Origin of the sequence: Streptomyces sp. NPDC052721, from assembly GCF_040678315.1 — a bacterium.
Taxonomy (GTDB): domain Bacteria; phylum Actinomycetota; class Actinomycetes; order Streptomycetales; family Streptomycetaceae; genus Streptomyces.
The window spans coordinates 36,532-61,963 of sequence record NZ_JBFATL010000014.1; the positions used below are offsets into that span (position 1 = coordinate 36,532).

General features: G+C 72.4%; 26 protein-coding genes and 1 riboswitch. Of the genes, 13 read left to right on the plus strand and 13 right to left on the minus strand.

Features of this window, described 5'->3' with window-relative positions; all coding sequences use genetic code 11:
• Positions 1–55: 55 nt before the first annotated feature.
• Positions 56–2,110, plus strand: a complete 2,055-nt coding sequence (locus AB0L21_RS15995; protein ID WP_365711084.1) for a UvrD-helicase domain-containing protein — start codon at positions 56–58, stop codon at positions 2,108–2,110.
• A 256-nt stretch (positions 2,111–2,366) separates the two neighbouring features.
• Here the strand turns inward: AB0L21_RS15995 and AB0L21_RS16000 are convergent, their stop codons facing one another.
• Complete coding sequence (locus AB0L21_RS16000) at positions 2,367–3,065, minus strand: copper homeostasis protein CutC (protein WP_365711082.1); 699 nt, start codon at positions 3,063–3,065, stop codon at positions 2,367–2,369.
• A gap of 66 nt (positions 3,066–3,131) precedes the next feature.
• On the minus strand, positions 3,132–3,791 hold the full coding sequence (locus AB0L21_RS16005) for a maleylpyruvate isomerase family mycothiol-dependent enzyme (protein WP_365711094.1): 660 nt from the start codon (positions 3,789–3,791) through the stop codon (positions 3,132–3,134).
• A 133-nt stretch (positions 3,792–3,924) separates the two neighbouring features.
• Between AB0L21_RS16005 and AB0L21_RS16010 the strand changes: the two genes are divergently transcribed.
• Positions 3,925–4,569, plus strand: a complete 645-nt coding sequence (locus AB0L21_RS16010; protein WP_365711080.1) for a hypothetical protein — start codon at positions 3,925–3,927, stop codon at positions 4,567–4,569.
• A 26-nt stretch (positions 4,570–4,595) separates the two neighbouring features.
• The gene (locus AB0L21_RS16015) at positions 4,596–5,696 is read left to right on the plus strand and encodes a GNAT family N-acetyltransferase (protein ID WP_365784533.1); all 1,101 of its coding nucleotides are present in this window, start codon (positions 4,596–4,598) and stop codon (positions 5,694–5,696) included.
• Here AB0L21_RS16015 and AB0L21_RS16020 read toward each other — a convergent pair.
• Together AB0L21_RS16020 and AB0L21_RS16025 are read right to left on the minus strand one after the other, a co-directional pair.
• Positions 5,678–5,953: a DUF4031 domain-containing protein gene (locus AB0L21_RS16020; protein ID WP_365784535.1), complete on the minus strand. Its 276-nt coding sequence runs from the start codon at positions 5,951–5,953 to the stop codon at positions 5,678–5,680. The genes AB0L21_RS16015 and AB0L21_RS16020 overlap by 19 nt on opposite strands.
• A 7-nt stretch (positions 5,954–5,960) precedes the next feature.
• Positions 5,961–6,344, minus strand: coding sequence for a hypothetical protein (locus tag AB0L21_RS16025; protein ID WP_365711074.1), 384 nt, complete (start codon positions 6,342–6,344; stop codon positions 5,961–5,963).
• Positions 6,345–6,400: 56 nt separating this feature from the next.
• Between AB0L21_RS16025 and AB0L21_RS16030 the strand changes: the two genes are divergently transcribed.
• From AB0L21_RS16030 to AB0L21_RS16040, 3 genes are all read left to right on the plus strand, one after another.
• Complete coding sequence (locus tag AB0L21_RS16030) at positions 6,401–7,306, plus strand: MurR/RpiR family transcriptional regulator (protein ID WP_365711072.1); 906 nt, start codon at positions 6,401–6,403, stop codon at positions 7,304–7,306.
• A 67-nt stretch (positions 7,307–7,373) separates the two neighbouring features.
• Positions 7,374–8,297 (plus strand): N-acetylmuramic acid 6-phosphate etherase, encoded by a 924-nt coding sequence (murQ, locus tag AB0L21_RS16035; protein WP_365784537.1) that lies wholly within the window; start codon positions 7,374–7,376, stop codon positions 8,295–8,297.
• Positions 8,298–8,345: 48 nt separating this feature from the next.
• A complete protein-coding gene (locus AB0L21_RS16040) occupies positions 8,346–8,918 on the plus strand; it encodes a hypothetical protein (RefSeq protein ID WP_030643046.1) in 573 nt (190 codons plus the stop codon).
• Between the two features lie 204 nt (positions 8,919–9,122).
• On the opposite strand, the gene AB0L21_RS16045 is transcribed toward AB0L21_RS16040, so the two are convergent.
• The 5 genes from AB0L21_RS16045 to thrC all read right to left on the minus strand — a co-directional run bounded on the left by AB0L21_RS16045 (position 9,123) and on the right by thrC (position 14,761).
• Entirely contained in the window at positions 9,123–10,250 is a 1,128-nt protein-coding gene (locus AB0L21_RS16045; protein WP_365784538.1) for an NADH:flavin oxidoreductase, read from the minus strand.
• A gap of 230 nt (positions 10,251–10,480) precedes the next feature.
• Positions 10,481–12,103 carry a chaperonin GroEL gene (groL, locus tag AB0L21_RS16050; protein WP_365709901.1) on the minus strand — a complete coding sequence of 541 codons (1,623 nt, stop codon included), beginning with the start codon at positions 12,101–12,103 and terminating at the stop codon, positions 10,481–10,483.
• Between the two features lie 298 nt (positions 12,104–12,401).
• Entirely contained in the window at positions 12,402–12,605 is a 204-nt protein-coding gene (locus AB0L21_RS16055; protein ID WP_004986573.1) for a cold-shock protein, read from the minus strand.
• 448 nt (positions 12,606–13,053) lie between these two features.
• Positions 13,054–13,329, minus strand: coding sequence for a ubiquitin-like small modifier protein 1 (locus tag AB0L21_RS16060; protein WP_208032903.1), 276 nt, complete (start codon positions 13,327–13,329; stop codon positions 13,054–13,056).
• A 148-nt stretch (positions 13,330–13,477) separates the two neighbouring features.
• Entirely contained in the window at positions 13,478–14,761 is a 1,284-nt protein-coding gene (gene thrC / locus AB0L21_RS16065) for a threonine synthase (protein ID WP_365709898.1), read from the minus strand.
• Between the two features lie 17 nt (positions 14,762–14,778).
• A riboswitch (SAM riboswitch) is annotated at positions 14,779–14,919 on the minus strand.
• A 131-nt stretch (positions 14,920–15,050) separates the two neighbouring features.
• Here thrC and AB0L21_RS16070 point away from each other — a divergent pair.
• Positions 15,051–15,995 (plus strand): glucosyl-3-phosphoglycerate synthase, encoded by a 945-nt coding sequence (locus tag AB0L21_RS16070; RefSeq protein WP_365709896.1) that lies wholly within the window; start codon positions 15,051–15,053, stop codon positions 15,993–15,995.
• 74 nt (positions 15,996–16,069) lie between these two features.
• On the plus strand, positions 16,070–17,509 hold the full coding sequence (locus tag AB0L21_RS16075) for a trehalose-6-phosphate synthase (protein ID WP_365784540.1): 1,440 nt from the start codon (positions 16,070–16,072) through the stop codon (positions 17,507–17,509).
• Between the two features lie 278 nt (positions 17,510–17,787).
• Here AB0L21_RS16075 and otsB read toward each other — a convergent pair whose 3' ends face one another.
• The 3 genes from otsB to AB0L21_RS16090 form a co-directional block, all read right to left on the minus strand.
• Positions 17,788–18,642: a trehalose-phosphatase gene (otsB, locus tag AB0L21_RS16080; protein ID WP_365784542.1), complete on the minus strand. Its 855-nt coding sequence runs from the start codon at positions 18,640–18,642 to the stop codon at positions 17,788–17,790.
• A gap of 91 nt (positions 18,643–18,733) precedes the next feature.
• Positions 18,734–18,958, minus strand: a complete 225-nt coding sequence (locus tag AB0L21_RS16085) for a DUF3263 domain-containing protein (RefSeq protein WP_014673423.1) — start codon at positions 18,956–18,958, stop codon at positions 18,734–18,736.
• Between the two features lie 35 nt (positions 18,959–18,993).
• Complete coding sequence (locus AB0L21_RS16090; RefSeq protein WP_365709888.1) at positions 18,994–20,247, minus strand: extracellular solute-binding protein; 1,254 nt, start codon at positions 20,245–20,247, stop codon at positions 18,994–18,996.
• 141 nt (positions 20,248–20,388) lie between these two features.
• Here AB0L21_RS16090 and AB0L21_RS16095 point away from each other — a divergent pair, with 141 nt between their 5' ends.
• From AB0L21_RS16095 to AB0L21_RS16115, 5 genes are all read left to right on the plus strand, one after another.
• Positions 20,389–21,333 carry an ROK family protein gene (locus AB0L21_RS16095; protein WP_365709910.1) on the plus strand — a complete coding sequence of 315 codons (945 nt, stop codon included), beginning with the start codon at positions 20,389–20,391 and terminating at the stop codon, positions 21,331–21,333.
• A 74-nt stretch (positions 21,334–21,407) separates the two neighbouring features.
• Positions 21,408–22,535, plus strand: coding sequence for an N-acetylglucosamine-6-phosphate deacetylase (gene nagA, locus AB0L21_RS16100; protein ID WP_365784645.1), 1,128 nt, complete (start codon positions 21,408–21,410; stop codon positions 22,533–22,535).
• Between the two features lie 122 nt (positions 22,536–22,657).
• Positions 22,658–23,575 (plus strand): 1-phosphofructokinase family hexose kinase, encoded by a 918-nt coding sequence (locus tag AB0L21_RS16105; RefSeq protein ID WP_365784544.1) that lies wholly within the window; start codon positions 22,658–22,660, stop codon positions 23,573–23,575.
• A gap of 213 nt (positions 23,576–23,788) precedes the next feature.
• Positions 23,789–23,974, plus strand: coding sequence for a peptidase inhibitor family I36 protein (locus AB0L21_RS16110; protein ID WP_365784647.1), 186 nt, complete (start codon positions 23,789–23,791; stop codon positions 23,972–23,974).
• A 2-nt stretch (positions 23,975–23,976) separates the two neighbouring features.
• Entirely contained in the window at positions 23,977–24,387 is a 411-nt protein-coding gene (locus tag AB0L21_RS16115) for a hypothetical protein (protein WP_365784546.1), read from the plus strand.
• A 55-nt stretch (positions 24,388–24,442) separates the two neighbouring features.
• Here the strand turns inward: AB0L21_RS16115 and AB0L21_RS16120 are convergent, their stop codons facing one another.
• A complete protein-coding gene (locus AB0L21_RS16120) occupies positions 24,443–25,378 on the minus strand; it encodes a carbohydrate-binding protein (protein ID WP_365784548.1) in 936 nt (311 codons plus the stop codon).
• Positions 25,379–25,432 lie beyond the last annotated feature (54 nt).

Consider the following 25,432-nt stretch of genomic DNA (forward strand, 5'->3'; position numbering starts at 1 on the left):
GGAAACCGGGCGGCATCGTCGTAGCCCACGCAGCAGGCCCACCGGAGGCACCCCCTTGTCCACGCCCGCCCACGACCCGCTCGACGACCCCCTCGCCCGAGAGCGCTCCCACCTCGCCGCGTCCCGTGCCGCCCTGCGCGCCATGCGCGAGGACGTGGAGGCGCTCGACATCAGCGACGTCACCGCGAACTGGGTCAACGCCGCAGTGCTCTCCCGCCAGATCGACGAGCGCATCAAGGCGCTGGCCGACCTCAGCGACACCCCGCTGTTCTTCGGCCGGCTCGACTACCTGCACGCCCCGGGCGCGGAGCGGGCCGAGGGCGCCGAGGGAGAGCGGTTCTACATCGGGCGGCGGCACGTCCACGACGCCGACGGCGACCCCATGGTCATCGACTGGCGCGCACCGGTCTCGCAGCCGTTCTACCGGGCGTCCAAGAAGGACCCCATGGACGTCGGGCTGCGCCGCCGCTTCGGATACACCGGCGGCGACCTGACCGCCTACGAGGACGAGCACCTCTCCGACCCGGCCGAGGCGGCCACCACCAGCAAGCTGCTCCAGCAGGAGATCGAGCGGCCCCGCGTCGGCCCGATGCGGGACATCGTCGCCACCATCCAGCCGGAGCAGGACGAGATCGTCCGCAGCGGGCTCGGCGGCACGGTCTGCGTGCAGGGAGGTCCGGGCACCGGAAAGACCGCCGTCGGCCTGCACCGGGTCGCGTACCTGCTCTACGCCCACCGGGAGCGGCTGGCCCGCACCGGCACGCTGGTCATCGGGCCGAACCGGTCCTTCCTGCACTACATCGAGCAGGTCCTGCCGGCGCTGGGAGAGCTGAGCGTGCGCCAGGCGACCGTGGACGACCTGGTCGCGCAGGTGGAGGTGCGCGGCACGGACGACGCCGCCGCCGCGATCGTCAAGGGCGACGCCCGGATGGCCGAGGTCCTCCGACGCGCCCTGTACTCCCATGTGACCCTGCCCACCGAGCCGGTGGTGGTCGTGCGCGGCTCGCGGCGCTGGCGGGTGCCGGCGTACGAACTGGAGGAGATCGTCCGGGAGTTGCTGGACCGGGACATCCGCTACGGCGCCGCCCGCGAGGCCCTGCCGCAGCGCATCGCGCACGCGGTGCTGGTGCAGATGGAGCGGGCCGGGGAGGCCCCGGACGACCGGGTGCAGGACGCCGTCGCCCGCAACAGCGCGGTGAAGGCGGCCGTGAAGGCGGTCTGGCCGGCCGTCGATCCGGCCAAGCTGGTGCTGCGGCTGCTCACCGACGCGGAGTTCCTCGCCGAGCACGCGGACGGGCTCCTGGACGAGGACGAGCGGAAGACGATCCTGTGGGCCAAGCCGGTCCGCGGCGTGAAGTCGGCCAGGTGGTCGCCGGCGGACGCCGTACTGATCGACGAGGCGGCCGATCTCATCCAGCGGACGCATTCGCTCGGCCATGTCGTCCTGGACGAGGCGCAGGACCTCTCCCCCATGCAGTACCGGGCCGTCGGCCGCCGCTGCACCACGGGCAGCGCGACCGTGCTGGGCGACCTCGCGCAGGGGACGACCCCGTGGGCGACCCGGAGCTGGGCGGAGGCGCTGGCCCATCTCGGCAAGCCGGACGGGGCCGTGGAGGAGCTGACGGCCGGTTTCCGCGTGCCGACGGACGTCATCGCGTACGCCTCCCGGCTGCTGCCGCACATCGCGCCCGGTCTCACTCCGGTCGCCTCCGTCCGGGAGAACCCCGGGTTCTTCGAGGTCCGTACGGCCACGCAGCCGGCCGACGTCGTCGCCGCGTGCGCGGAGCTGCTGCGCAACGAGGGCTCGACCGGTCTGATCGCCGCCGACGCCCGCGTCCCGGCGCTGGCCGAGGCCCTGACGGCGGCCGGCATCTCCTGTCTGGCCCCCGGTGAGGAGACCACCCGCGAGACCCGGCTGACTCTGGTCCCGGCCTCGCTGGCCAAGGGTCTGGAGTACGACTACGTGGTCCTGGACGAGCCGCAGGCCGTGGTGGACGGCGAACCGGACGAGCGCACGGGCCTGCGGCGCCTGTACGTGGCGCTGACCCGGGCGGTGTCGGGCCTGATCGTGACGCACACGGCACCACTGCCGCCGCAGCTCGCCGAGTAGGGCGCCACCGCCCGCCCCAAGCGCACCCCGCACGCAACCAGGCCCTGCTGTCTGGATCATCCCGGCGTCGCGGGGCCCGGCAGGCACATCTGCCGCGTTGTCGCCGGGATTGCCGACTCCCCCACGCCCGGCTGCGCCCACGCGGGGGACCCCCATCGCGTCGGCGTCCTCGCCTCGCAGCCGCACGCGCCGGACCCCGCCCGGCTCGGCCCGAAGGCACCGCGCCTCGCAGCCGGCCTGATCCGAGCGACAGGGCCTAGGCCGCGTCGCCGTCCAGGGCCGTGCGCCACTGGGCGACCGCGTCCGCCGAGACCGGGCCCTGCCAGCCGTCGGGGCGGGCCGCGCCGCCGATGTGGAACGCCTCGATCCCGCCCGCGCGGAGCCGGGAGACATGGTCGAGGCGCAGTCCGCCGCCGGCCATGATCTGCTGCTCGTACCCGGGTTCGCCGTCGTGCGCCGCTTCGGCGAGCAGCGTGGGCAGGCCGTCGTCCACGCCCGTGGCGGAGCCGGCGGTGAGATAGGTGTCCAGACCCGGCAGGTCGGCGAGCTGCTTGCGCAGGGCGTCCCGGTCGGCGGCCCGGTCGATCGCCCGGTGGAAGGTCCAGCGGCAGCCGCCGAGCGCGTCGACGACCCGTTCCACCGCGCCCAGGTCGACGCCGCCGTCCGTGGCGAGGAACCCGAGCACGAACTGGTCGGCGCCGGCCTGCCGCAGCTCGTCGGCCACGCCGGTCAGCCGGTCCAGGTCACCGGCCGCGAAGCCGTCCGCGAGGCGGAGCATCACGCGCAGGTCGATGTCGACGGCGGCGCGGATCGCGGCGACGGTGGCGGGAGCGGGGGTGAGCCCGTCGGCCGCCATCTCGGTGACCAGCTCCAGTCGGTCCGCGCCTCCGGCCTGGGCGGCGACCGCGTCCTCGACGTCGAGGGCGATCACCTCCAGGACTGCACGCTTGCTCATGGCACCCCATTCATCGGCGCTACAGGTCTAGTCCAATCCAAGACTACGCCTGCCCGGGGACGCCACTCACCCGAAGATGTTCAGCTCTCCCTCCCCGGTCCCCGCCAGCTCGTAGGACGCCCCGTTCACCGGCCGCCCCGCGTACAGCCGTACGAGCGTGGCCGCGTCGCCGATGTACCGGGCGGGCGGGCCGCCCGCGGCCACCGCGCCGAGCCGTAGCGGCTCGTCCAGGTCGTCCAGGTCGGCGTGGAGCGGCACGTGCTCCTTCTGCCGGGTGATCCGCGCCAGCAGGGTCAGCGCGTCGGGCAGCGCGGCCCCGGCGTACGCCCCCGGCGCGCCCAGCACCTCGCGCACATCCCCGGCGTGCACCCACTCGCCGAGCGCGATCATGTCCAGCGAACCGTCCGTCCCGGCGATCACCGGTCCGGCCTCCGTCATCCCGCGCTCCAGCTCGTCCACGACCCGCGCGTTCGTCCAGCCGGCCCGCTCGGCGATGTCCCGCTCGTTCGACTCCGGCGAGAACACGCCCGCCTCGAACCGGTTCTCGACCACCCGCATCAGCGCGGCGGAACAGTGCGCCAGCACATCCCGCACCGTCCAGCCCGGACACCCCGCCGACGGCAGCGCGAAGTCGGCGTCGGTCCGCGACCGCAGCAGCGGTACGAGGGCGTCGCGTTCTGTGGCCAGCAGCCGTCCGGGGAGCTCGGGATCGCGTACTTCCAGCATGTCCGTCATGGAGATCACGCTAGGGGCGCCGGGGGACGGCCGTCACGCGGGAAACGGGCGGGCAGCCGGCCCGGGGCCGCCACCGGACAGACCGGGCGGCAGCCCGCGTCCCCGCCACGGAAGAATGGGAGGCATGGCCGACCTCGACGCCCTGCGCCTCCGTTTCGCCCGCGCGCTGGAAGCAGTCCGCGCCCCCGGCGGCGGTCCCGACCCCGCCCCCTACGCCGACAACCTGCTCGCCCGCTGGCAGGAGCCGCAGCGCCGCTATCACACGGTGGCCCACCTCACCGCCGTCCTCGACCACGTCGACGTGCTGGAGGGGTACGCGGCCGACCCGGACGTGGTCCGTCTGGCCGCCTGGTTCCACGACGCCGTCTACCTCCCCGAGCGGTCCGAGAACGAGGAGCGTTCCGCGCGGCTCGCCGAGCGCGCCCTGCCCGAGGCCGGCGTGCCGCAGGCGAAGACGGCCGAGGTGGCCCGGCTGGTCCGGCTCACCGTCACCCACGACCCGGCCGACGACGACCGCGACGGACAGGTGCTGTGCGACGCCGACCTCGCGATCCTGGCCGCGCCCCCGTCGGCGTACGCCGTGTACACCGCCGAGGTCCGCGAGGAGTACCACTTCGTGCCGGGCGGCGCCTTCCGGGACGGTCGTTCGGCGGTTCTGCGTCAACTCCTCGCCCTGCCACGGCTGTACCGCACCCCGTACGGCCGGGAGCACTGGGAGGCCACCGCCCGCTACAACCTCACGTCCGAGTTGGAAATGCTGTCGACCTGAGGACGCCCCCGCCGTACTGTGCGCGCATGCGGACGATGAGCGGGGATCAGGTGGAGGCGGCCGTCGCGAGCTGCGCGACGGCACTGCGCGCGGCGCTGGACCGCGACTGGGACACGGTGAACGCGGCCGGACTGGAGTGGAGTTGCCGCACCACGGCCTTCCACATCGCCGAGGCGCTCACCGGGTACGCGAGCCGTCTCGCCGTCGGCGCCCAGGACCGCCTCCCGCTGCGCATCACCCTCCCCGAGGGCACCGGCAACGCCGGCCTGCTCCAGGTGATCGAGGCCACCGGCGCCCTGCTGGCCGCCGCCGTCCGCAGCGCCCCGCCCGGCGTCCGCGCCTTCCACCCCCTCCCCTTCGGCAGCGCCGACCGCGAGGGCTTCGCCGCGATGGGCGTGGCCGAGACCCTGCTGCACACCCACGACATCGCCCGGGGCCTGGGCCTCCCCCACGAACCGCCCGCCGACCTCGCCGCATCCGTCCTGGCCTGGCTCTTCCCGCACGTCCAGCCCGGCCCCGCGCCCTGGCCGACGCTGCTGTGGGCGACCGGCCGCGGCGAGCTGCCCGGCCGCGCCCCGGTCACCGACTGGACCTGGTACAACAACCTCGTCCTGCCCGCCGGACGCGTCACCCTCACCGGCATCCGCCCGGCCGTCGCCCGCGATGTGGTCCTCGGCGGCGACGGCGGCTTCGACTGGCTGGACGACGGCCCGTACGAGGGCACCCGGGAGGCCTGCTCCCACCTGACGAAGGCGTACGAAGCCGGCGTGCACCGCCCGGAGTTCGGGGTCTTCGCCCTCGTGCGGACCGAGGACGGCCGGGCGGTGGGCGGCATCGGCTTCCACGGCGCCCCGGACGACGAACGCCGGGTGGAGATCGGCTACGACCTGGTCGAGAGCGCCCGCGGCCACGGCTACGCGACCGAGGCGCTGCGCGCCCTGACCGAGTGGGCGCTGGCCCGGGACGACGTCGACACGGTCGTCGCCACGATCGAACCGGCCAACCTGCCCTCCCAGCGCGTGGTGACCCGGGCGGGCTTCACCCGCGCGACCGTGGAGGAGGAGCGCACCGCCACGGACGAGTACGACAGGGACACCGGGCTGCTGCTCTACGTCCGCCGGGCCTGACGCCCCTTGCGCCTGCGCAGGCCCGCGGTGCGCAGCAGGCGGACCACCTCACGGCTGCCGACCTGCACCGCGCCCGCCGCCACCGCGTCCGCGTAGCGGTCGGACGGGACGTCGTAGTGGTCGCTGTCGAAGGCCCGGCGGGGCATGCCCAGGCCCTCGGCGAACAGGTGGAGTTCGTCGTACGACACATCGCTGACCAGGTGCGACCACATGCGCCCGTGGCCGGGCCAGGTCGGCGGGTCGATGTAGACGGTCACCGGCGCCTCATGAGGACGTCGTCCCGCGCAGGGCCGACCCCAGCGAGCCGACCGACGCCACCTTCACGCCGGCCTTGTGGCACACCCAGTGCGGGTCGGGGCCCAGTTCCGGCTCCACGTCCAGCGCGTGCGGGTCGCCGGAGCCGCAGACCGGGCACAGCGGCCAGCGGCCGTACCGCTCCAGCAGCGCGTCCTGCACGTCCTGGGCGACCAGCCCGGCCACGAAGGCCGCGCCGTCCGGCCACTGCTCGACCCACCAGCGCCGCTGGGCGATGGAGTCCTCCACCAGCGAGACCACGTCGGCCTCCGCGACCTCTCCCGCGACGAGATCCGCGAGCACGAGGGCGCGGGCCGCGTGCAATGACTGCTCCAGGGGGCTGATGGGGTCCATGCACCCCATTGTGCGCACTCTTGACCGCGACACCGAACCGAAAATATCTTTCATGTGTGACCCAGGACGTGAAGGAAATTTTCGGCAGCCCGGGCGGCTCGCTCGCCGCCAAGGTGCGCACGCTCGCCCCGTCCATGACCCGGTCCATGCAGCGCGTCGCCGAGGCCGTCGCCGGTGACCCGGCCGGCTGCGCCGCCCTCACGGTCACGGGCCTCGCCGAGCTCACCGGCACGAGCGAGGCGACGGTCGTGCGCACCGCCCGGCTGCTCGGCTATCCGGGCTACCGCGATCTGCGGCTCGCCCTCGCCGGACTCGCCGCCCAGCAGCAGTCCGGGCGCGCGCCCGCGATCACGACGGACATCGCGGTGGACGATCCCATCGCCGACGTCGTCACCAAGCTCGCCTACGAGGAGCAGCAGACCCTCGCCGACACCGCCGCCGGACTCGACACCGTCCAGCTGGGCGCGGCCGTCACCGCGCTGGCCGCCGCCCGGCGCACCGATGTGTACGGCATAGGGGCGTCCGGGCTCGTCGCCCAGGACCTCACCCAGAAGCTGCTGCGGATAGGGCTCATAGCCCACGCGCACAGCGACCCGCATCTCGCGGTGACCAACGCGGTGCAGCTCCGTTCGGGTGACGTGGCCCTCGCGATCACGCACTCCGGGTCGACGGGGGACGTCATCGAGCCGCTGCGGGTGGCCTTCGAGCGGGGGGCGACGACGGTGGCCATCACCGGGCGGCCGGACTCGCCGGTCACGCAGTACGCCGACCTCGTGCTGACGACGTCGACGTCACGGGAGACGGAGCTGCGGCCCGCCGCGATGTCCTCCCGGACGAGTCAGCTGCTGGTGGTGGACTGTCTGTTCGTGGGGGTGGCGCAGCGGACGTACGAGACGGCGGCACCCGCGCTGGCCGCCTCCTACGAGGCGTTGGCTCATCGGCACCGGAGCGGTTCGCGATAGAGGGTAGGAAGGAGCCCGCACGAAGGTTCACCACCCCCCTCACAGTCACCGGAGAGAGCCGCCCCCTATGACCTCTCACGACCTGCGCGACCAGCTGGCCTCGTTGACCACCGAGGCCTTCCGTCCGGAACTCGCCGAGATCGACCGGTTGCCCACCCTCGACATCGCCCGGCTGATGAACGGCGAGGACGCGGGCGTGCCCGCCGCCGTGGCGACACAGCTGCCGCGGATCGCCGCCGCCGTCGACGCGGTCGCCGCGCGCATGAGCCGGGGCGGGCGGCTCGTCTACGCCGGTGCCGGGACCGCCGGCCGGCTGGGCGTGCTGGACGCCTCCGAGTGCCCGCCCACCTTCAACACCGGCCCCGAGCAGGTCGTCGGCCTGATCGCGGGCGGTCCCGCGGCCATGGTCACCTCCGTCGAAGGCGCGGAGGACTCGAAGGAGTTGGCCCGCCGGGACCTGGACGCGCTGAAGATCACCCCGGACGACACCGTGGTCGGCGTCTCCGCCTCCGGCCGCACCCCGTACGCGGTCGGCGCCGTCGAGCACGCCCGGGCGCTCGGCGCGCTGACCATCGGCCTGGCCTGCAACGAGGACAGCGCGCTGGCCGCCGCCGCCGAGCACGGCATCGAGGTCGTCGTCGGCCCGGAGCTGATCGCCGGCTCCACCCGGCTGAAGGCGGGCACGGCCCAGAAACTGGTGCTGAACATGCTCTCGACGATCACGATGATCCGGCTCGGCAAGACGTACGGGAACCTGATGGTCGACGTGCGGGCCTCCAACGACAAGCTCCGGGCCCGCTCCCACCGGATCGTCTCCCTGGCCACGGGTGCGGGCGACGCCGAGATCGAGAAGGCCCTCACGGAGAGCGGCGGTGAGGTGAAGCACGCGATCCTGGCCCTCCTCGCCGGCGTCGACGGCCCGACGGCGGCCCGCCTCCTGGAGGAGTCAGGCGGCCATCTGCGCACGGCGCTGACCCACGCGGCACGCTGACGGACCGTGCGGTCAGGGCACCATGGAGGGGAGGAGGCACCCACCGACATGAATCACGCCCAGCTCACCGCCCTCGGACGGGCTCTTCGGCTGCTCGGGGAGCACGGGGAGGCCCTGACCGCCGACACGCCGGACGCCCGGCTGCACGAGATCAAGGACGACCTGCGGCGGGCCCTCGATCTGCTGGACGACACCGTCACCACCGCCGCGCCCGCCACCCGCTGCCCCGAGCATCCGCAGGGACCGGTGGACGAGAGCGCGCCCGACCTGTGCCTGCTGTGCGAGACCCGGCGCCGAGCCGCCCGGCGGTCGGAGTTCCAGGGCGGCAGGCCCCGGCCGGGCGAGCCGGTCCCCTCCGCGCCCTCCCGGTACGGCGTGCGCGGTGACCGGCCGCAGGCACAGCAGCGGTGGCTGCCGGAGCTGTGGAACGGCCAGGAATGGCAGCTGTGCGGGACACCGAGACGGGACCGGCGCGAGGCGGAGGCGTATCTCGCCGCCCAGCGGCGCGGGTCCCGGCCCGCCATGGCGTACCGGCTCGTGCACGAGTTCACCGACTACGAGGTGCTGCGGGTGTGGGGGACGCCGGTCCGGGTCGACATCGAGCCGATGGGCAACCTCTAGGTCCTGTCGTCAAACTCCCGTCGTCCGCCCGGAGGGCGGGCCGCGCGGCGTCAGGTGCGTGCTCTCGGCGTGCCGGGCCCCGGCCCTCGTACTGGATGTACTCGGGTCGGGGCCCGGTGCGGCGAGAGTGCGTGCATGGCGTCGCGCGGCAGACGGGAGTTTGACGACAGGGCCTAGCGGCCGGCGCCCCCGCGGGACCCCCGGTCAGTTCAGGGTCTTCACGGCCGCCGCGTCGTACGGCTTCAGCTCGTCGAACCGGTCGGAGAGCACCTTGGCCGCCCACTCCGGGTCCTGGAGCAGCGCGCGGCCGACGGCCACCAGGTCGAACTCGTCGGCCTCCAGGCGGTCCAGGAGGTTGTCGATGCCCTTGACCGGGGAGCCCTCGCCCTGGAAGGCGTTGACGAAGTCGCCGTCGAGGCCGACCGAGCCGACGGTGATGGCGGGCTTGCCGGTGAGCTTCTTCGTCCAGCCCGCCAGGTTCAGGCCGGAGCCGTCGAACTCGGGCAGCCAGTAGCGGCGGGTGGAGGCGTGGAAGACGTCGACACCGGCCGCCGCGAGCGGGGTGAGCAGGGCCTCCAGCTCCTCGGGGGTCTCGGCGAGCCGGGCGGTGTAGTCCTGCTGCTTCCACTGCGAGTAGCGGAAGAGGATCGGGAAGTCCGGCGACACCGCCGCGCGCACGGCGGCGACGACCTCGGCGGAGAACCTGGTGCGGGCCGCCAGGTCGCCGCCGTACGCGTCGGTACGGCGGTTGGTGCCCGCCCACAGGAACTGGTCGAGGAGGTAGCCGTGGGCGCCGTGCAGCTCCACGCCGTCGAAGCCGATGCGCTCGGCGGCGGCAGCGGCCTCGGCGAACGCGGCGACGACGTCGTCCACGTCCGCCTGCGTCATCGCCTTGCCGGTGGGCTCGGCACCGGCGGTCTTCAGGCCGGAGGGGCCGACGGCGGGCGCGTCCGGGAAGGGGGCGTCGCCCTGCTTGCGGACCATGCCGATGTGCCACAGCTGCGGGACGATGGTGCCGCCGGCCGCGTGCACGTCCTCGGCGACCTTCGCCCAGGCCGCCAGCTGCTCCTCGCCGTGGAAGCGCGGGACGCGGTCGCTCTGGCCGGCCGACGGGTGGCCCACGTAGGTGCCCTCGGTGACGATGAGCCCGACGCCGGCGGCGGCCCGGCGGGCGTAGTAGGAGCGCACGTCCTCACCCGGGACACCGCCCGGGGAGAACGTGCGGGTCATGGGCGCCATCACGATCCGGTTCGGGACGGTGAGGCCGTTCAGCGCGATCGGGCGGGACAGGACGCGGGCCGCGCGGGAGGCGGGGGGCGTGGTGACGGTCACGTGGGGGGCTCCTCGTGAGTGGACGGCGCAAACCGGCTGGTACGTGCGCACGCATTGTTGCAGCACCTTAAGTAAACACCGCCCACCGGCCCGCGTTCCGGCCGGTCCGGGGCCCTCACGTGATGCCGGCCACCCTCCCCGGCCCCGCGAACGCCGAGGGCGGCACTCCCAGCCGGAAGCTGGGAGTGCCGCCCTCGGTCCGCAGGACAGGCGATCGACCGTCAGATCGATCAGAAGTCCATGTCACCGCCCGGCATGCCGCCGCCGGCCGGGGCCGCGGCCTTCTCCGGCTTGTCGGCGATGACGGCCTCGGTGGTGAGGAACAGCGCGGCGATGGAGGCGGCGTTCTGCAGCGCGGAACGGGTCACCTTCGCCGGGTCGATGATGCCCTCGGCGACCAGGTCGACGTACTCGCCGGTCGCGGCGTTCAGGCCGTGACCCGGGGTCAGGTTGCGCACCTTCTCCACGACGACGCCGCCTTCCAGGCCGGCGTTGACGGCGATCTGCTTCAGCGGGGCCTCCAGGGCGATGCGCACGGCGTTGGCGCCGGTCGCCTCGTCACCCTCCAGCTCCAGCTTCTCGAAGACCTGGGAGGCCTGGAGCAGGGCCACGCCACCACCGGCGACGATGCCCTCCTCGACGGCCGCCTTCGCGTTGCGCACGGCGTCCTCGATGCGGTGCTTGCGCTCCTTGAGCTCCACCTCGGTGGCGGCACCGGCCTTGATGACCGCGACACCGCCGGCGAGCTTCGCCAGGCGCTCCTGCAGCTTCTCGCGGTCGTAGTCGGAGTCGCTGTTCTCGATCTCGGCGCGGATCTGGTTGACGCGGCCGTTGACCTGCTCGGAGGAGCCGGCACCGTCGACGATGGTGGTCTCGTCCTTGGTGATGACGACCTTGCGGGCGCGGCCCAGGAGGTCCAGGGTCGCGTTCTCCAGCTTGAGGCCGACCTCCTCGGAGATGACCTCGCCGCCCGTGAGGATGGCGATGTCGCCGAGCATGGCCTTGCGGCGGTCACCGAAGCCCGGGGCCTTGACGGCGACGGACTTGAAGGTGCCGCGGATCTTGTTGACGACCAGGGTCGACAGGGCCTCGCCCTCGACGTCCTCGGCGATGATCAGCAGCGGCTTGCCCGACTGCATGACCTTCTCCAGCAGCGGGAGCAGGTCCTTGACCGAGGAGATCTTGGAGTTGGCGATGAGGATGTACGGGTCCTCCAGCGCCGCCTCCATGCGCTCCATGTCGGTCGCGAAGTAGGCGGAGATGTAGCCCTTGTCGAAGCGCATGCCCTCGGTGAGCTCCAGCTCCAGACCGAAGGTGTTGCTCTCCTCGACGGTGATGACGCCTTCCTTGCCGACCTTGTCCATGGCCTCGGCGATCAGCTCGCCGATCTGGGTGTCGGCGGCGGAGATGGACGCGGTGGAGGCGATCTGCTCCTTGGTCTCGACGTCCTTCGCCTGCTCCAGCAGGGCGGCGGAGACGGCCTCGACGGCCTTCTCGATACCGCGCTTCAGAGCCATCGGGTTGGCACCGGCGGCGACGTTGCGCAGGCCCTCCTTGACCAGGGCCTGGGCGAGCACGGTCGCGGTGGTCGTACCGTCACCGGCGACGTCGTCCGTCTTCTTGGCGACTTCCTTGACCAGCTCGGCGCCGATCTTCTCGTACGGGTCCTCGAGCTCGATCTCCTTGGCGATGGAGACACCATCGTTGGTGATCGTGGGGGCGCCCCACTTCTTCTCGAGGACGACGTTGCGGCCCTTGGGGCCGAGCGTCACCTTCACGGCGTCCGCGAGCTGGTTCATGCCGCGCTCGAGGCCGCGCCGCGCCTCCTCGTCGAACGCGATGATCTTGGCCATGTGAAGTGGTCCCTCCAGGACTGGGGGTGATTCCTTCGGACCGCGCCCGCGCCCGCGACGGACGGCTCGCCGGCCTCGTGGTTCCTTGCCCCACCCGGCCCGCGGGCCTCACCGACCCGGTCCTTCGCTGTCACTCTCACCTTCAGAGTGCTAACGCCAATGATTAGCACTCGGCATGGTCGAGTGCAAGCGCCTGGGCGGGAGGAGGCCCCCGTCAGCCGCACGCGAACAGCGGAACCGGGGCACGGCGAAGGGCCCGCACCCTCTGCGAGGTGCGGGCCCTTCGGACAAGAAACGTTCAGGCGGTGACGCGAACCATGTCGGCCTGCGGACCCTTCTGGCCCTGCGAGATCTCGAACTCGACCCGCTGGCCCTCTTCCAGGGTGCGGTAGCCGTCCATCTGAATCGCGCTGTAGTGGACGAAGACGTCCGCACCACCGTCGACCGCGATGAAGCCGTACCCCTTCTCCGCGTTGAACCACTTGACGGTGCCCTGAGCCATGCCTAACTCCCCTATTACTGGCCCTTGCACAGATCCACACTTCGCGGACCCGGGTCAGACCTCACCCCCCAACTGGTCGGGGGCGTGCGCCGGAACGCGTCGACCGCGGCTGAATGTATCTGTCCAACTGCCGTCTGCAACAGGTCAATCGGACGAGAATTCTGGACGCGAGCGGTCCGGAATCTGGTGAGAATTCACCCGACTTCAGGGCAAGTCGGGCCCCATAAAAGCCACAAAAGCCACAGACAACCCGCACACTTTGGCTACTTCTTGTCGGGCGGGCGGCATGAAATCCAGGGCCCGCGACCCGGAGGCCGCGGCCGTGTTCCCCAACTCTACCGCGCTCAATCACACAGAATTGCCCCCTCCGCTTCTCTCACGGAGGGGGCAATCGGAAAACAGTCGGTAACCGACGTTACCCACGGTAATGAGCGCGCGGATCCGCGGCTCAGCCGCCGGCGACCGCCGGGATGATCGAGACGCCGGCCCCGTCGGGGGTCGCCGTGTCCAGCCCCTGCTCGAAGCGGACGTCGTCGTCGTTGACGTACACGTTGACGAACCGGCGCAGCTTGCCCTGGTCGTCCAGCACGCGCGCGGCGATGCCCGTGTGGTTCTTCTCCAGGTCGGCGATGACCTCGCCGAGCGTGGCGCCCTCGGCGGCGACCTCGGCCTGCCCGCCGGTGTAGGTGCGCAGGATGGTGGGGATGCGAACGGTCACGCTCATGCGGTGAGACCTCCGGTCGGGTTCACGGGTGGGGCGGGGCGGCGCCCCAGGGGCTCGGGGCCGTGCTGCGGGTGCGGCTGCCGCCGCGTGGGCGCGAGCGGCCCTCGCCGGCCCGCGCGTCGTGTCCGGCCTCCCGGCGCAGCGCCCGTCATGCGAGGCCGGCCTCTCGGAAGGAGTCCAGGGACGGGCGGATGGTGGCGGTGAGGCCGGTCCCGGCCACCGCGTCCAGGGTCTTCAGGCCGTCGCCGGTGTTGAGGACGACCGTGGTCTTCGCCGGGTCCAGCACGCCCGCCTTCAGCAGCTTGCGGGTGACGCCGACGGTCACGCCGCCCGCCGTCTCCGCGAAAATGCCCTCCGTCCGCGCGAGCAGCTTGATCGCGTCCACGACCTCCTCGTCCGTCACGTCCTCCACGGCACCGCCGGTGCGGCGCGCGATGTCCAGGACGTACGGCCCGTCGGCCGGGTTGCCGATGGCCAGGGACTTGGCGATGGTGTTCGGCTTCTGGGGCCGTACGACGTCGTGGCCGGCCTTGAAGGCGGTGGAGACCGGGGAGCAGCCCTCGGCCTGGGCGCCGAAGATCTTGTACGGCTTGTCCTCGACCAGCCCCAGCTTGATCAGCTCCTGGAGCCCCTTGTCGATCTTCGTGAGCTGGGACCCGGAGGCGATCGGCACGACGATCTGGTCCGGGAGCCGCCAGCCGAGCTGCTCGCAGATCTCGTACGCCAGGGTCTTGGAGCCCTCGGCGTAGTACGGCCGCAGATTGACGTTGACGAAGCCCCAGCCCTCGCCGGCCGGGTCGCCGATCAGCTCGGAGCAGAAGCGGTTCACGTCGTCGTAGTTGCCCTCGATGCCGACGAGTTCACCGCCGTACACCGCGGCCATGACGACCTTGCCCTGCTCCAGGTCGTGCGGGATGAACACGCAGGAGCGGAAGCCGGCGCGGGCGGCGGCGGCGCCGACGGCGCCGGCCAGGTTGCCGGTGGAGGAGCAGGACAGGGTGGTGAAGCCGAAGGCGCGGGCGGCCTCCAGGGCCTGGGCCACGACCCGGTCCTTGAAGGAGTGGGTCGGGTTGCCGGAGTCGTCCTTCACGTACAGACCGCCGGTCACGCCCAGTTCGCGGGCCAGGTTGCCGGCCTTGACGAGCTTGGTCCAGCCGGGGTTGAGGTTCGGCTTGTCGGCGACGTCCGCCGGGACCGGCAGCAGGGGCGCGTAACGCCAGATGTTCGCGGGGCCCGCCTCGATGCGGCGGCGCAGGTCCTCGGTGTCGTAGGCGGAGAAGTCGTAGGCGATCTCCAGCGGGCCGAAGCACTCCTCGCAGGCGAAGACCGGGCCGAGCGGCACCCGGTGACCGCACTCGCGACAGCTCAGGGCAGCGGCGGGGCCGAGGTCGACCGTGGATTCGCTGGTGGTGACAACTGTCTGCACAGCCATGGAGGCGAGGCCCTTTCTCCTCATCTTCCTCACGACGCATCTCGCCGTGAGACGGAATTGGCACCTTCCCTGGCCGTGAGCCTCGCGTGAACGAGTCCGGATCAGGGGGGTTGCCGGGGCTTCATCGGGCCGTGTCCCTCTGCCCCTCTGGATGAGCGGTATGCGGTTGTAGAACGCACATGACCCCCGACATGCGATGGTCACCGGCGTTGTTCAAGACTGTAACCGACGGCCGGGACAGTTGAGATAGTCGTCCGAACCGCGAGACAAGAGTGAGGAGCCACAGACTGTGCTGGAAGAAGTCGAGCGCTGGCTGACCACCCGGTCCTGGTCCGTGGCCGATCGCCCGCTGCACCAGATCATCGCCGCCAAGCAGCGCACGGGCCAGACCATCAGCGTCGTCCTGCCCGCGCTCAACGAGGAGGAGACCGTCGGCGACATCGTCGCGGTCATCCGGCACGACCTCGTGGAGCAGGTCCCGCTCGTCGACGAGATCGTGGTCGTCGACTCCGGCTCCACCGACCGCACCTCCCAGGTCGCCGCGCGCGCGGGCGCCCGGGTCGTCCACCGCGACACCGTCCTGCCGCGCATCCCGGCCGTCCCCGGCAAGGGCGAGGTGCTGTGGCGGTCGCTGCTGGTGACCAGCGGGGACATCGTCTGCTTCATCGACGCGGACCTGAAGGAGTTCTCCTCCGACTTCGTCTCCGGGATCGTCGGCCCGCTGCTCACCGACCCGGACGTCGACCTGGTCAAAGCGATGTACGACCGCCCGCTCGGCGGCGGTGCCGGGCAGGGCGGCCGGGTCACCGAACTCATGGCCCGCCCGCTGCTGAACATGCACTGGCCGCAGCTGGCCGGGTTCGTGCAGCCACTGGGCGGCGAGTACGCGGCCCGCCGCACGCTGCTGGAACAGCTGCCGTTCCCCGTCGGCTACGGCGTGGAGCTGGGCATGCTGGTGGACGCGCTGCACCTGGTGGGCCTGGACGCGCTGGCCCAGGTCGACGTGGGCGTGCGCAAGCACCGGCACCAGGACGGGCAGGCGCTCGGCCGGATGGCCGCCGCGATCTACCGCACCGCCCAGCTCCGGCTGGCCCGCGGCCATCTGGTCCGGCCCTCGCTGACCCAGTTCGAGCGGGGCGAGGACGGGTTCGAACCGCGCACCTACTCGGTGGACACCGAGGAGCGGCCGCCCATGGTGGAGATCACCGAGTACGCCGAACGGAAGGTGGCGTGAACGGGCCGTATACGGTCGGCTCACCGGGCGGGCCGTACGTTTGAGCGGTTCGGGGCCGGGCTAGGTTGAGGCGTATGGCTTCCACGCTCGATGCTGCGGAAAAGGCTCAGGTGCTGGTCGCGTCGAACCGCGGCCCGGTCTCCTATCACGTGGGCGAGGACGGCTCGCTGCACGCCCGACGGGGCGGCGGCGGGCTGGTCTCGGGACTGTCCGCCATCGGGTCGGACGCGGGCTCGGTGTGGGTGTGCGCCGCGCTCGGCGACGGCGACCGGGCGGCCGTCCGGCGCGCGGACGGCGGACTGCTGCCGGCCGAGGAGACCGGCGGGCAGCGGGTGCGGATGCTCGACATCGACGCGACCGTGCACGCCGAGGCGTACAACGGCATCGCCAACTCGGTGCTCTGGTTCGTCCACCACATGCTGTACCAGACCCCGCTGGAGCCGGTCTTCGACGCCGGCTTCCGGCGGCAGTGGGCGTCGTACGAGGCCTACAACCGGGCGTTCGCCGAGGCGCTGGCCGAGGAGGCGGCCGAGGGCGCGGCCGTGCTGATCCAGGACTACCACCTGGCGCTCGCCCCCCGCATGCTCCGCCGGCTCCGGCCCGACCTGCGCATCGGGCACTTCTCGCACACCCCGTGGGCGCCGCCGGACTACTTCCGCCTCCTGCCCGACGACATCGCGGCCGAACTGCTCAGCGGCATCCTGGGCGCGGACCGGGCGGCGTTCCTCACCCGGCGGTGGGCGGACGCGTTCACGGACTGCTGCCACGCGGTGCTCGGGCCCGGCATCCCCTCCGGCACCCGGATCGGGGTGCACGGGCTGGGCGCGGACGCGGACTTCCTGCGCAAGCGGGCGCACGAGCCGGACGTGGCCGAGCGGATGGCGGCGCTGCGGGCGGAGATCGGAGAGGGCCGGAAGACGATCGTCCGGGTGGACCGGACCGAGCTGTCCAAGAACATCGTGCGCGGGCTGCTGGCGTACGAGCAGCTGCTGGAGGACCACCCGGAGTGGCGGGAGAAGGTCGTCCACGTGGCGTTCGCCTACCCGTCCCGGCAGGACCTCGCCGTGTACCGCGAGTACACCGCGCAGGTGCGGCGGGTCGCGGACGAGATCAACGAGCGGTACGGCACGGCCGGCTGGACCCCGGTCGTGCTGCACGTGAAGGACGACTTCGCCCGCTCCCTGGCCGCGTACCGGCTGGCCGACGTGGCGCTGGTGAACCCCATCCGGGACGGGATGAACCTGGTCGCCAAGGAGGTCCCGGTCGTCTCCGACGAGGGCTGCGCACTGGTGCTGTCGCGGGAGGCGGGGGCGTACGAGGAGCTGGGCGAGGACGCCTTCGTGGTGAACCCGTACGACATCGCGGGGACGGCGCGGGTCCTGCACGAGGCGCTGACCCTGCCGGCGGACGCGCGGGCGGAACGCTCCAAGCGGCTGGCCGCCGCCGCGACCGCGCTGCCGCCGGCCCGGTGGTTCCTCGATCAGCTCGCGGCGCTGGCCCCCCGGCCCAACTGAACGGCCGGCGCCGACCCCCTCCGGGCCGTCGACCACCAGGCCGGCCCGGTCCGCCAGGCCGGCGACCTCCGTGCTGACGCTGTCACGCGACCCGGGACTGGGCCCGCCCCGGGCCCCTCGATCAGCCCTCGGCGCCTGACCTCGGCCCAACTGAACAGCCAGCGTCGCCGACCCCCTCCGGGCCGTCGACCACCAGGCCGGGCCGCCCCGCCAGCCCGGCGACCTCCACGCTGGCGCTGTCACGCGACCCGGGACTCGGCCCGCCCCGGGCCCCTCGATCAGCCCTCGGTGCCGGGCTCCCGGCCCAGCTGAACGGCCAGCGCCCGCAGCAGGCCCACGACGCCCTCCGGGCCGTCGACGACCAGGTCGGCGCGGTCCGCCAGTTCGGTGACCTCCGTGCTGCCGCTGCAGACCAGCAGGCCGGGGACGCCGTCGGTGCGGAGCTTCTCGATCGCGGCGAAGGCGGGGAGGTCGCCCAGGTCGTCACCGGCGTAGACGACGCAGCCGGCCTTGACGGCGCGGGCGTGGTCGAGGAGGGCCACGCCCTTGTCCATGCCCGGTGGGCGCAGTTCCAGGACCATGCGGCCGGGCTCGACGATCAGGCCGTGCCGGGTGGCGAGGTCGGCGAGGGGGGCGCGCAGGGCCTCGAACGCGGCCTGCGGGTCGGGGGCGCGGCGGGTGTGCACCGCGAGCGCCCGGCCCTTCTCCTCGATCCACGTGCCCTCCTCCGCGCCGGCGCGCTCCAGCAGGCCCGGCAGCTCGGCGCGGACGGCGGCGACGCCGGGGTGCGGGGGCGGCGCGGTGACCTTGCCGGTGGCCGCGTCCCAGCGCTCGGCGCCGTAGTGGCCGAGGACGGTGAGGTGCTCCAGGCCGGGGACGCCGGCGAAGCCGCCGTACCGGACCGCGACCTCGGGCGGGCGGCCGGTGATCACGGCGACGGAGGCGATCTGGGGGGCGAGGGCGGCGAGGGCGGGTACGGCCTCGGGGTGGGCGCGGGCCTGCTCGGGGTCGGCGACGATCGGGGCCAGCGTGCCGTCGAAGTCCAGGCCGATCAGGGCGGTGCGGGGCTGCGCCAGCAGGGCGGCGAGGCCGTCCCGACCGGCCGGGGTGCGCGGGGTCGGCAGAGCGTCCATACCGCGACACTATCCGGCTCGGGGCCCCCTCACGCCTGGGCCGCCCGTGGGCCCCGGCCCCACCCACCCGACTCGGTCTCCTGAAGCGACCTCAGCGTTCCGCGCGCCTCGTCTCCCGTATCCGGCGCAGGCGGTTGACCGTCACCGGGTCGTGGGCCAGGGCCCGCTCGTCGTCCAGGAGGGCGTTGAGGAGCTGGTAGTAGCGGACGGGGGACAGGTCCAGCTCCTCGCGTATCGCGCGTTCCTTCGCGCCGGGGCCGGGGAAGGCCCGGCGCTCCAGCGCGAGGATCGCCTTCTCACGGGTGCCCAGTTCCATGCCTGCCACGGTAGCGGCGGGCACCGACAGCGGGCTCAGCTCGCGCTGCTGCTGTCGGCCGCCATGGCCGTCGACTGCAGACGGGTCAGGACGCCGGCGGGACTGCCGCCGGGAGCGACCGCCTGGCCGATGTTCTGCTTCACGGCCGCGCTGACCGCCGCCCAGGAGGTCTTGCCGGCGGGGTACAGCTCCGAGGTCGGCAGCTGCTCCAGGAAGGGGTGCAGGGCCTTGTCGGCGGGGGCGTCCGACGCCGCCATGGTGTTGGACGCGGAGCCGGTGACCGGCAGCAGCCCGTACTCCCGGGAGAAGCCGAGGACGTTCTTCTGGCTGTAGACGAAGTCGAGGAAGTCGCCGATCTGCTGGGCGTGCCCGTTCTGCTTGAAGCCCATCATCCAGTCGGTGACGCCCATGGAGGCCCTGGCCTTGCCGGTGCGGCCCGGCATCGGCACCATGCCGAACTTCACGCCCTTCTTGGCCGCCTGCTGGATGAGCGTGGGGTGCCCGTTGAGCATGCCGACCTGGCCGTCGGCGAAGGCGGCGAACGCGTCGGCGCGGTTGAGCTTGCCGGGGGCGACCGGGCCGGTCAGGCCCTTGCCGACCAGCTCGTCCTTGAGCCAGGTGAACGTTCCGATGTTCGTGGCGGAGTCGATCGTGTAGGTGCCGACGTCGTCGGTGTACCCGCTGCCGCCGTTGCCGCCGCTGAGCAGCCACTGCATGGTCTCGGCCTGGGCCTCCTCGGGCCCGAGGGGCAGCGCGTACGGGTACTTCACGCCCTCCGCCTTGAGCGCCCTGGCGTCGGTGGCCAGCTCGTCCCAGGTGGTGGGCGCCGTGAGGTTGGCCCTGGCGAACAGGGACTTGTTGTAGAAGAGCACGCGCGTGGAGGCGGCGAACGGGATGCCGTACTGCGTGTGCTTCCACTCGCCGGCGTCGGAGAGCTGGGAGAGGAAGTCCGCCTGGGTGCGTATGGAGAGCAGGTCGGAGGCCGGGTAGAGCTTGCCGGCGGCGGCGTAGTCGGCGTAGGCGCCGATCTGGGCCATGTCCGGGGCGTGGCCGGCGTCGACCATCTCCTTGACCTTGCGGTCGACGTCGTTCCAGGAGTAGACGCTGACCTCGACCTTCACTCCGGAGTGCTGCTTCTCGTACTCCTTGACCAGGGCGTTCCAGTACTTCTTGGAGCTGTTGGCGGCGGAGTCGCCGTAGTCGGCGGCGACGAGTCTGAGGGTCACGTCGGAGGAGCCCGTACTCCCGCAGCCGCCGAGAACCGCCGTCATGCCCAGTGCGGACACCACCGCGATCGTTCCTGCCGTACGCCGACGCACGTTCAATGCCCCAACCCTGCTGTCTGACGGTTCAATATGTGGACACGTAAGGTCTACACCACGTGAGTGGACTAGACCTCTCCCGGGTGGGAGGGTCACACTAGGCCCGTGGTGAGACATGTCATCGCCCTCGACGTGGGCGGTACCGGGATGAAGGCCGCCCTGGTCGGCGACGACGGCGCGCTGCTCCACCGCGCCCGCCGCGCCACCGGCCGCGAGCGCGGCCCCGAGGCGGTGCTCGCGGGCATCCTCGACTTCGCCGCCGAACTGCGCGCGTACGGCGTCGAGCACTACGGCGAGCCCGCCGGCGCGGCCGGCATCGCGGTCCCCGGCATCGTCGACGAGACGACCGGCACCGCCGTCTACGCCGCCAACCTGGGCTGGCGGGACGTACCCCTGCGGACCCTGCTCACCGACCGGCTCGGGGTGCCCGTCGCGCTCGGCCACGACGTCCGCGCCGGCGGCCTGGCGGAGGGCCGGATCGGCGCCGGCCGGGGCGCGGACCGGTTCCTGTTCGTGCCGCTGGGCACCGGGATCGCCGGTGCCATCGGCATCGACGGCCGGGTGGAGGCCGGCGCGCACGGCTTCGCGGGCGAGATCGGCCACATCGTCGTACGCCCCGCAGGCACGGTCTGCCCCTGCGGGCAGCGCGGCTGCCTGGAGCGGTACGCCTCCGCGTCCGCCGTCAGCGAGGCCTGGGCGGCGGCCTGCGGCGACCCCGGGGCGGACGCGGCGGACTGCGCCGAGGCCGTCGCGTCCGGCGACCCGAACGCCGTCCGGGTCTGGCAGGAGGCGGTGGACGCGCTCGCCGACGGGCTGGTCACCGCCGTCACCCTGCTGGACCCCCGCACGCTGATCATCGGTGGCGGCCTGGCCGAGGCGGGGGAAGTGTTGTTCCAGCCCCTGCGGGACGCCGTCCGGCACCGGGTCACCTTCCAGAAACTGCCGGCGATCGTCCCGGCGGCGCTGGGCGACACGGCCGGCTGCCTGGGCGCGGGGCTGCTCGCACAGGACCTGCTGACAGCCACTTCTACGACTCCGGAGGTAAGCACCTGATGGCAACCGAGCGGGAAACTCCGGGCAGGTACGGCGCCCCGTCCGGGGCGCGACCGACCCCCACCGGCCCGCAGCTGCTCACCGGCGCGAACGTGGTGCTCCCCACCGGAACGGTGAAGAACGGCCAGGTGGCCGTCGACGGCAAGCGCATCGCCGGGACCGCCCCGGCCGACGCCATGCTGATCGACGTCACCGGCCACTGGCTCGTCCCCGGCTTCGTGGACATCCACAACCACGGCGGGGGCGGAGCCTCCTTCTCCGGCACCGCCGAGCAGATCCTCACCGCCGTCCACACGCACCGCGTCCACGGCACCACCACCCTCGTCGCCTCCACCGTCACCGACGAGATGGACCTGCTGGTCCGTCAGGCCGGCCTGCTGAGCGAGCTGGCCGAGCAGGGCGACATCGCGGGCATCCACTTCGAGGGGCCGTTCATCTCGCCGTGCCGCAAGGGCGCGCACTCCGAGAAGCTGCTGCGCGACCCGGACCCGGCCGAGGTCCGCAAGCTGATCGACGCCGCGCGCGGCAAGGCGAAGATGGTCACGCTCGCCGCCGAGCTGCCGGGCGGCCTCGACTCCGTACGGCTGCTCGCCGAGCACGGCGTGATCGCGGCGATCGGGCACACGGACGCCACGTACGAGCAGACGGTCGAGGCCATCGACGCGGGCGCCACGGTGGCCACCCACCTCTTCAACGCCATGCCCGCCCTGAACCACCGCGCCCCCGGTCCGATCGCCGCCCTGCTGGAGGACGAGCGGGTCACCGTCGAGCTGATCAACGACGGCGTCCATCTGCACCCCGCCGCGCTGGAGCTGGCCTTCCACCGCGCGGGTGCGTCCCGCGTCGCCTTCATCACGGACGCGATGGACGCGGCCGGCACCGGCGACGGCCGTTACCTGCTCGGCCCGCTGGAGGTCGAGGTCAGCGAGGGTGTGGCCCGGCTGGTGGAGGGCGGTTCGATCGCGGGCTCCACGCTGACCCTGGACCGTGCGTTCCGGCGTGCGGTGACGATCGACCGGCTGTCGGTCGAGGACGCCGTCGAGGCCCTGTCGGCCAACCCGGCCCGCCTGCTCGGCCTCTTCGACCGCGTCGGGTCGCTGGAGCCCGGCAAGGACGCCGACCTGGTCCTGCTGGACGCGGACTTCGAGCTGAAGGGCGTGATGCGGCAGGGCGAATGGGTGGTAGCGCCCCAACTGCCCTGATCCGTACCGGTGTCGAGGAGACGGAGGCCGACCCGCGCACTGGGCCGGCCGCCGTCTCTTTGGCATGATCGAGACCCCGGAAACCGAGACAGCCGCACGGACTTCGAGGGAGGTCGGCCCGGGTGATCCTCACGGTCACGCTGAACACCGCTCTCGACATCACCTATCGCGTACGGTCACTGCGGCCGCACGCCTCGCACCGCGTCTCGGAGGTCATCGAGCGGCCCGGCGGCAAGGGCGTGAACGTGGCCCGGGTCCTGGCCGCGCTCGGCCACGAGGTGACGGTCACGGGGTTCGCGGGCGGCGGGACCGGCCGGGCGATACGCGACCGGCTGACCGGCACGCCCGGCCTGACGGACGCGCTGGTACCGGTCGCCGGGGCGACCCGGCGCACGATAGCCGTGGTCGACGAACTGTCAGGTGACACGACCCAGCTGAACGAGCCCGGCCCGCAGATCGAGCCGGCCGAGTGGGGCGCCTTCCTCGACCGTTACGAGGAACTGCTGGGCGGCGCCTCGGCGGTGGCCCTGTGCGGCAGCCTGCCGCCGGGGGTACCGGTGGGGGCGTACGCGAACCTGGTCCGCACGGCCCGGTCCGCCGGCGTCCCCGTGCTGCTGGACACGAGCGGCGAGCCGCTGCGCCGAGGGGTCGCGGCCCGCCCGGACATCATCAAGCCGAACGCCGACGAACTGGCCGAACTCACCGGCTCCCACGACCCGCTGCGCGCCACCCAGGACGCCCGGCGCCGCGGGGCCCGCGCGGTGGTCGCCTCCCTCGGCCCGGACGGCCTGCTCGCCGTCACCCCGGAGGGCCGCTGGCGCGCGGTACCGCCGGCCCCCGAATTCGGCAACCCCACCGGCGCGGGCGACGCGGCGGTCGCCGGCCTCCTGTCCGGCCTGCCGGACCAACTCCCCTGGCCTGACCGACTCACCCGCGCGGTCGCCTTGTCGGCGGCCACCGTGCGGTCCCCGACAGCGGGCGACTTCGACCGCGCGGCCTACGAGAAGCTCCTTGCGCGGGTGCCGGTGACGGCGGCCTGAGAGTTGTGCGGCCTCGCCGGACATGCCCGCGTAGCGGGTTTGGCCGAGAATCGGCCTGTTTCCGAAGTCAACGGAGTGATCAGATGATCATCCCACTCGCTACCTCGACCAGTAGCGATAGACAGAGGGGGAAACCTCGTATGAGCATGCTCAAGAAAAGCCTGACGGCGGTGGCTGTAACCGGCGCGTGGCTGGGCGGCGCTTTCGCCACGCCTGGCTGCGGCGGCTGATCCCAAGACCTGCCCGCAAGGAAAGGCCTGCGGATGGTCGGGGACGAACAGGACGGGAACCAGGACCGTTCTTTCCGTGACGCCCAGCTGCCTTCCCTTCACCGCAGCCCGGTCCGTCTCCAACCAGACGTCCTACCGCATCGAGTTGGCCGAGCCTGAGGCGCACTGACGGTGCTCTACCCGTCACGGGCGGGCACCGCGCTTGAAATCTACTTCTCGCTGGAGGAACACATGCGCGCATTACACGCTGCCAAACAACTCGCGGTTCTCGGCCTGGCCTCGATGGGACTCACCATCTCCATGAGTTCCACGGCGTCGGCCGATCAAGCCGGAGTCTGGATGAAGGATGGCCACTACTTCAGCATCCGAAAGACTGCCAGCACCTCGTCAGCCGTAGTCCACTCGGTTACCGACCCAGATGCCAGGATTCCTTGCACGACGACCCCGTGCACGCGGGAGAACGACGGCGGCTCTTACAAGTGCTGGTCGGGAGGCCCGTCCGGCAATGACTGGGTGAAGGTGAAGTGGGACGGAAAGACAGGTTGGGTGGCCGTCCTCTGCGTCGAAGGCGGACGCATCTGAGCAGAGGGCGTGGTGACCTCGGCGGCCGTCGAGGTCATCGCACCCGCTTCGGGGCTCAACCGCTGGAATTGACCCAACCCTTCACCAGCCACATCTGGTCGATCAGAGCATCGCACTGATTTCCCTGCGCGCACGAGAGCGCGATGGTGTTCGTTCCCTTGTCGAGCTGGATCCAGTTGTACGTCTTCGTCCAGCCCTTCTTGTAGTCGCCCGCGGGGGCACCCGACCAGTTCTTCAGTCCGACAGGCGTGTTGGAAGCCGCGCCGTTGACCGTGAGGGTGGCGGTGGCGTCCTTGCCGGGAACGCTGTAACCGATGTAGACACTGTATTTGCCGGACTCGGGGATGTTGTCGACGGTCCAGGTGATCGAGGCGCCGGTCTGGTTGAAGCCCGTCACATAGGTGCCGCCGGCCGCCCGTGCGCCCTGCACGTCCGTCGCCTTGGTCGCACCGCCGGCCAGCTGGAGCGCGCTCGCGTCCGACTTCGGCAGCTCACCCGGCGCCGCCGAACCGCTCCCCGACGGGCTCGGGCTGCTGGTCTGGGACTGGGTCGGAGTGGAGCCGGCCTCGTTGCCGGACTTGTCGTCGTCCGTGTTGCCGTTGATCATCGCGACGCCGATGCCGATGACGACCGCGGCGACCACCGCGATGGCGCCGATCAGCAGGCCCTTGGTGTTGGGGCCGCGGCGGCCGGGCGCGGGGGGCGCGGTGCGGTGGGAGGCCGGGGCGCCGCCGGGGAGCGTCTCCGGGGCCTGGTAGTGGGCGTTCGGCTGGCCGTAGGCGCCCTGCTGGGGGACGCCCTGGCCGTAGGTGGCCTGCGGCGGCTGTGCGCCGTAGCTGCGCTCGCCGACCGTACGCACCCTGCTGACCGAGTTCGGGTAGCCGTAACCGCCGGACGGCGGCTGGGCTCCCCGGGCCTGGCCGTCTGCGTACAGGTAGCCGAACGGGTCGTCGTCCTCGGGCGTGCTCGCGCCGTTGTCGCCGGGCGTCATCCCTTGGTACTCCTCAACAGGTGCGGGCGGATGCGGTATGGCTGTGGAATGGCG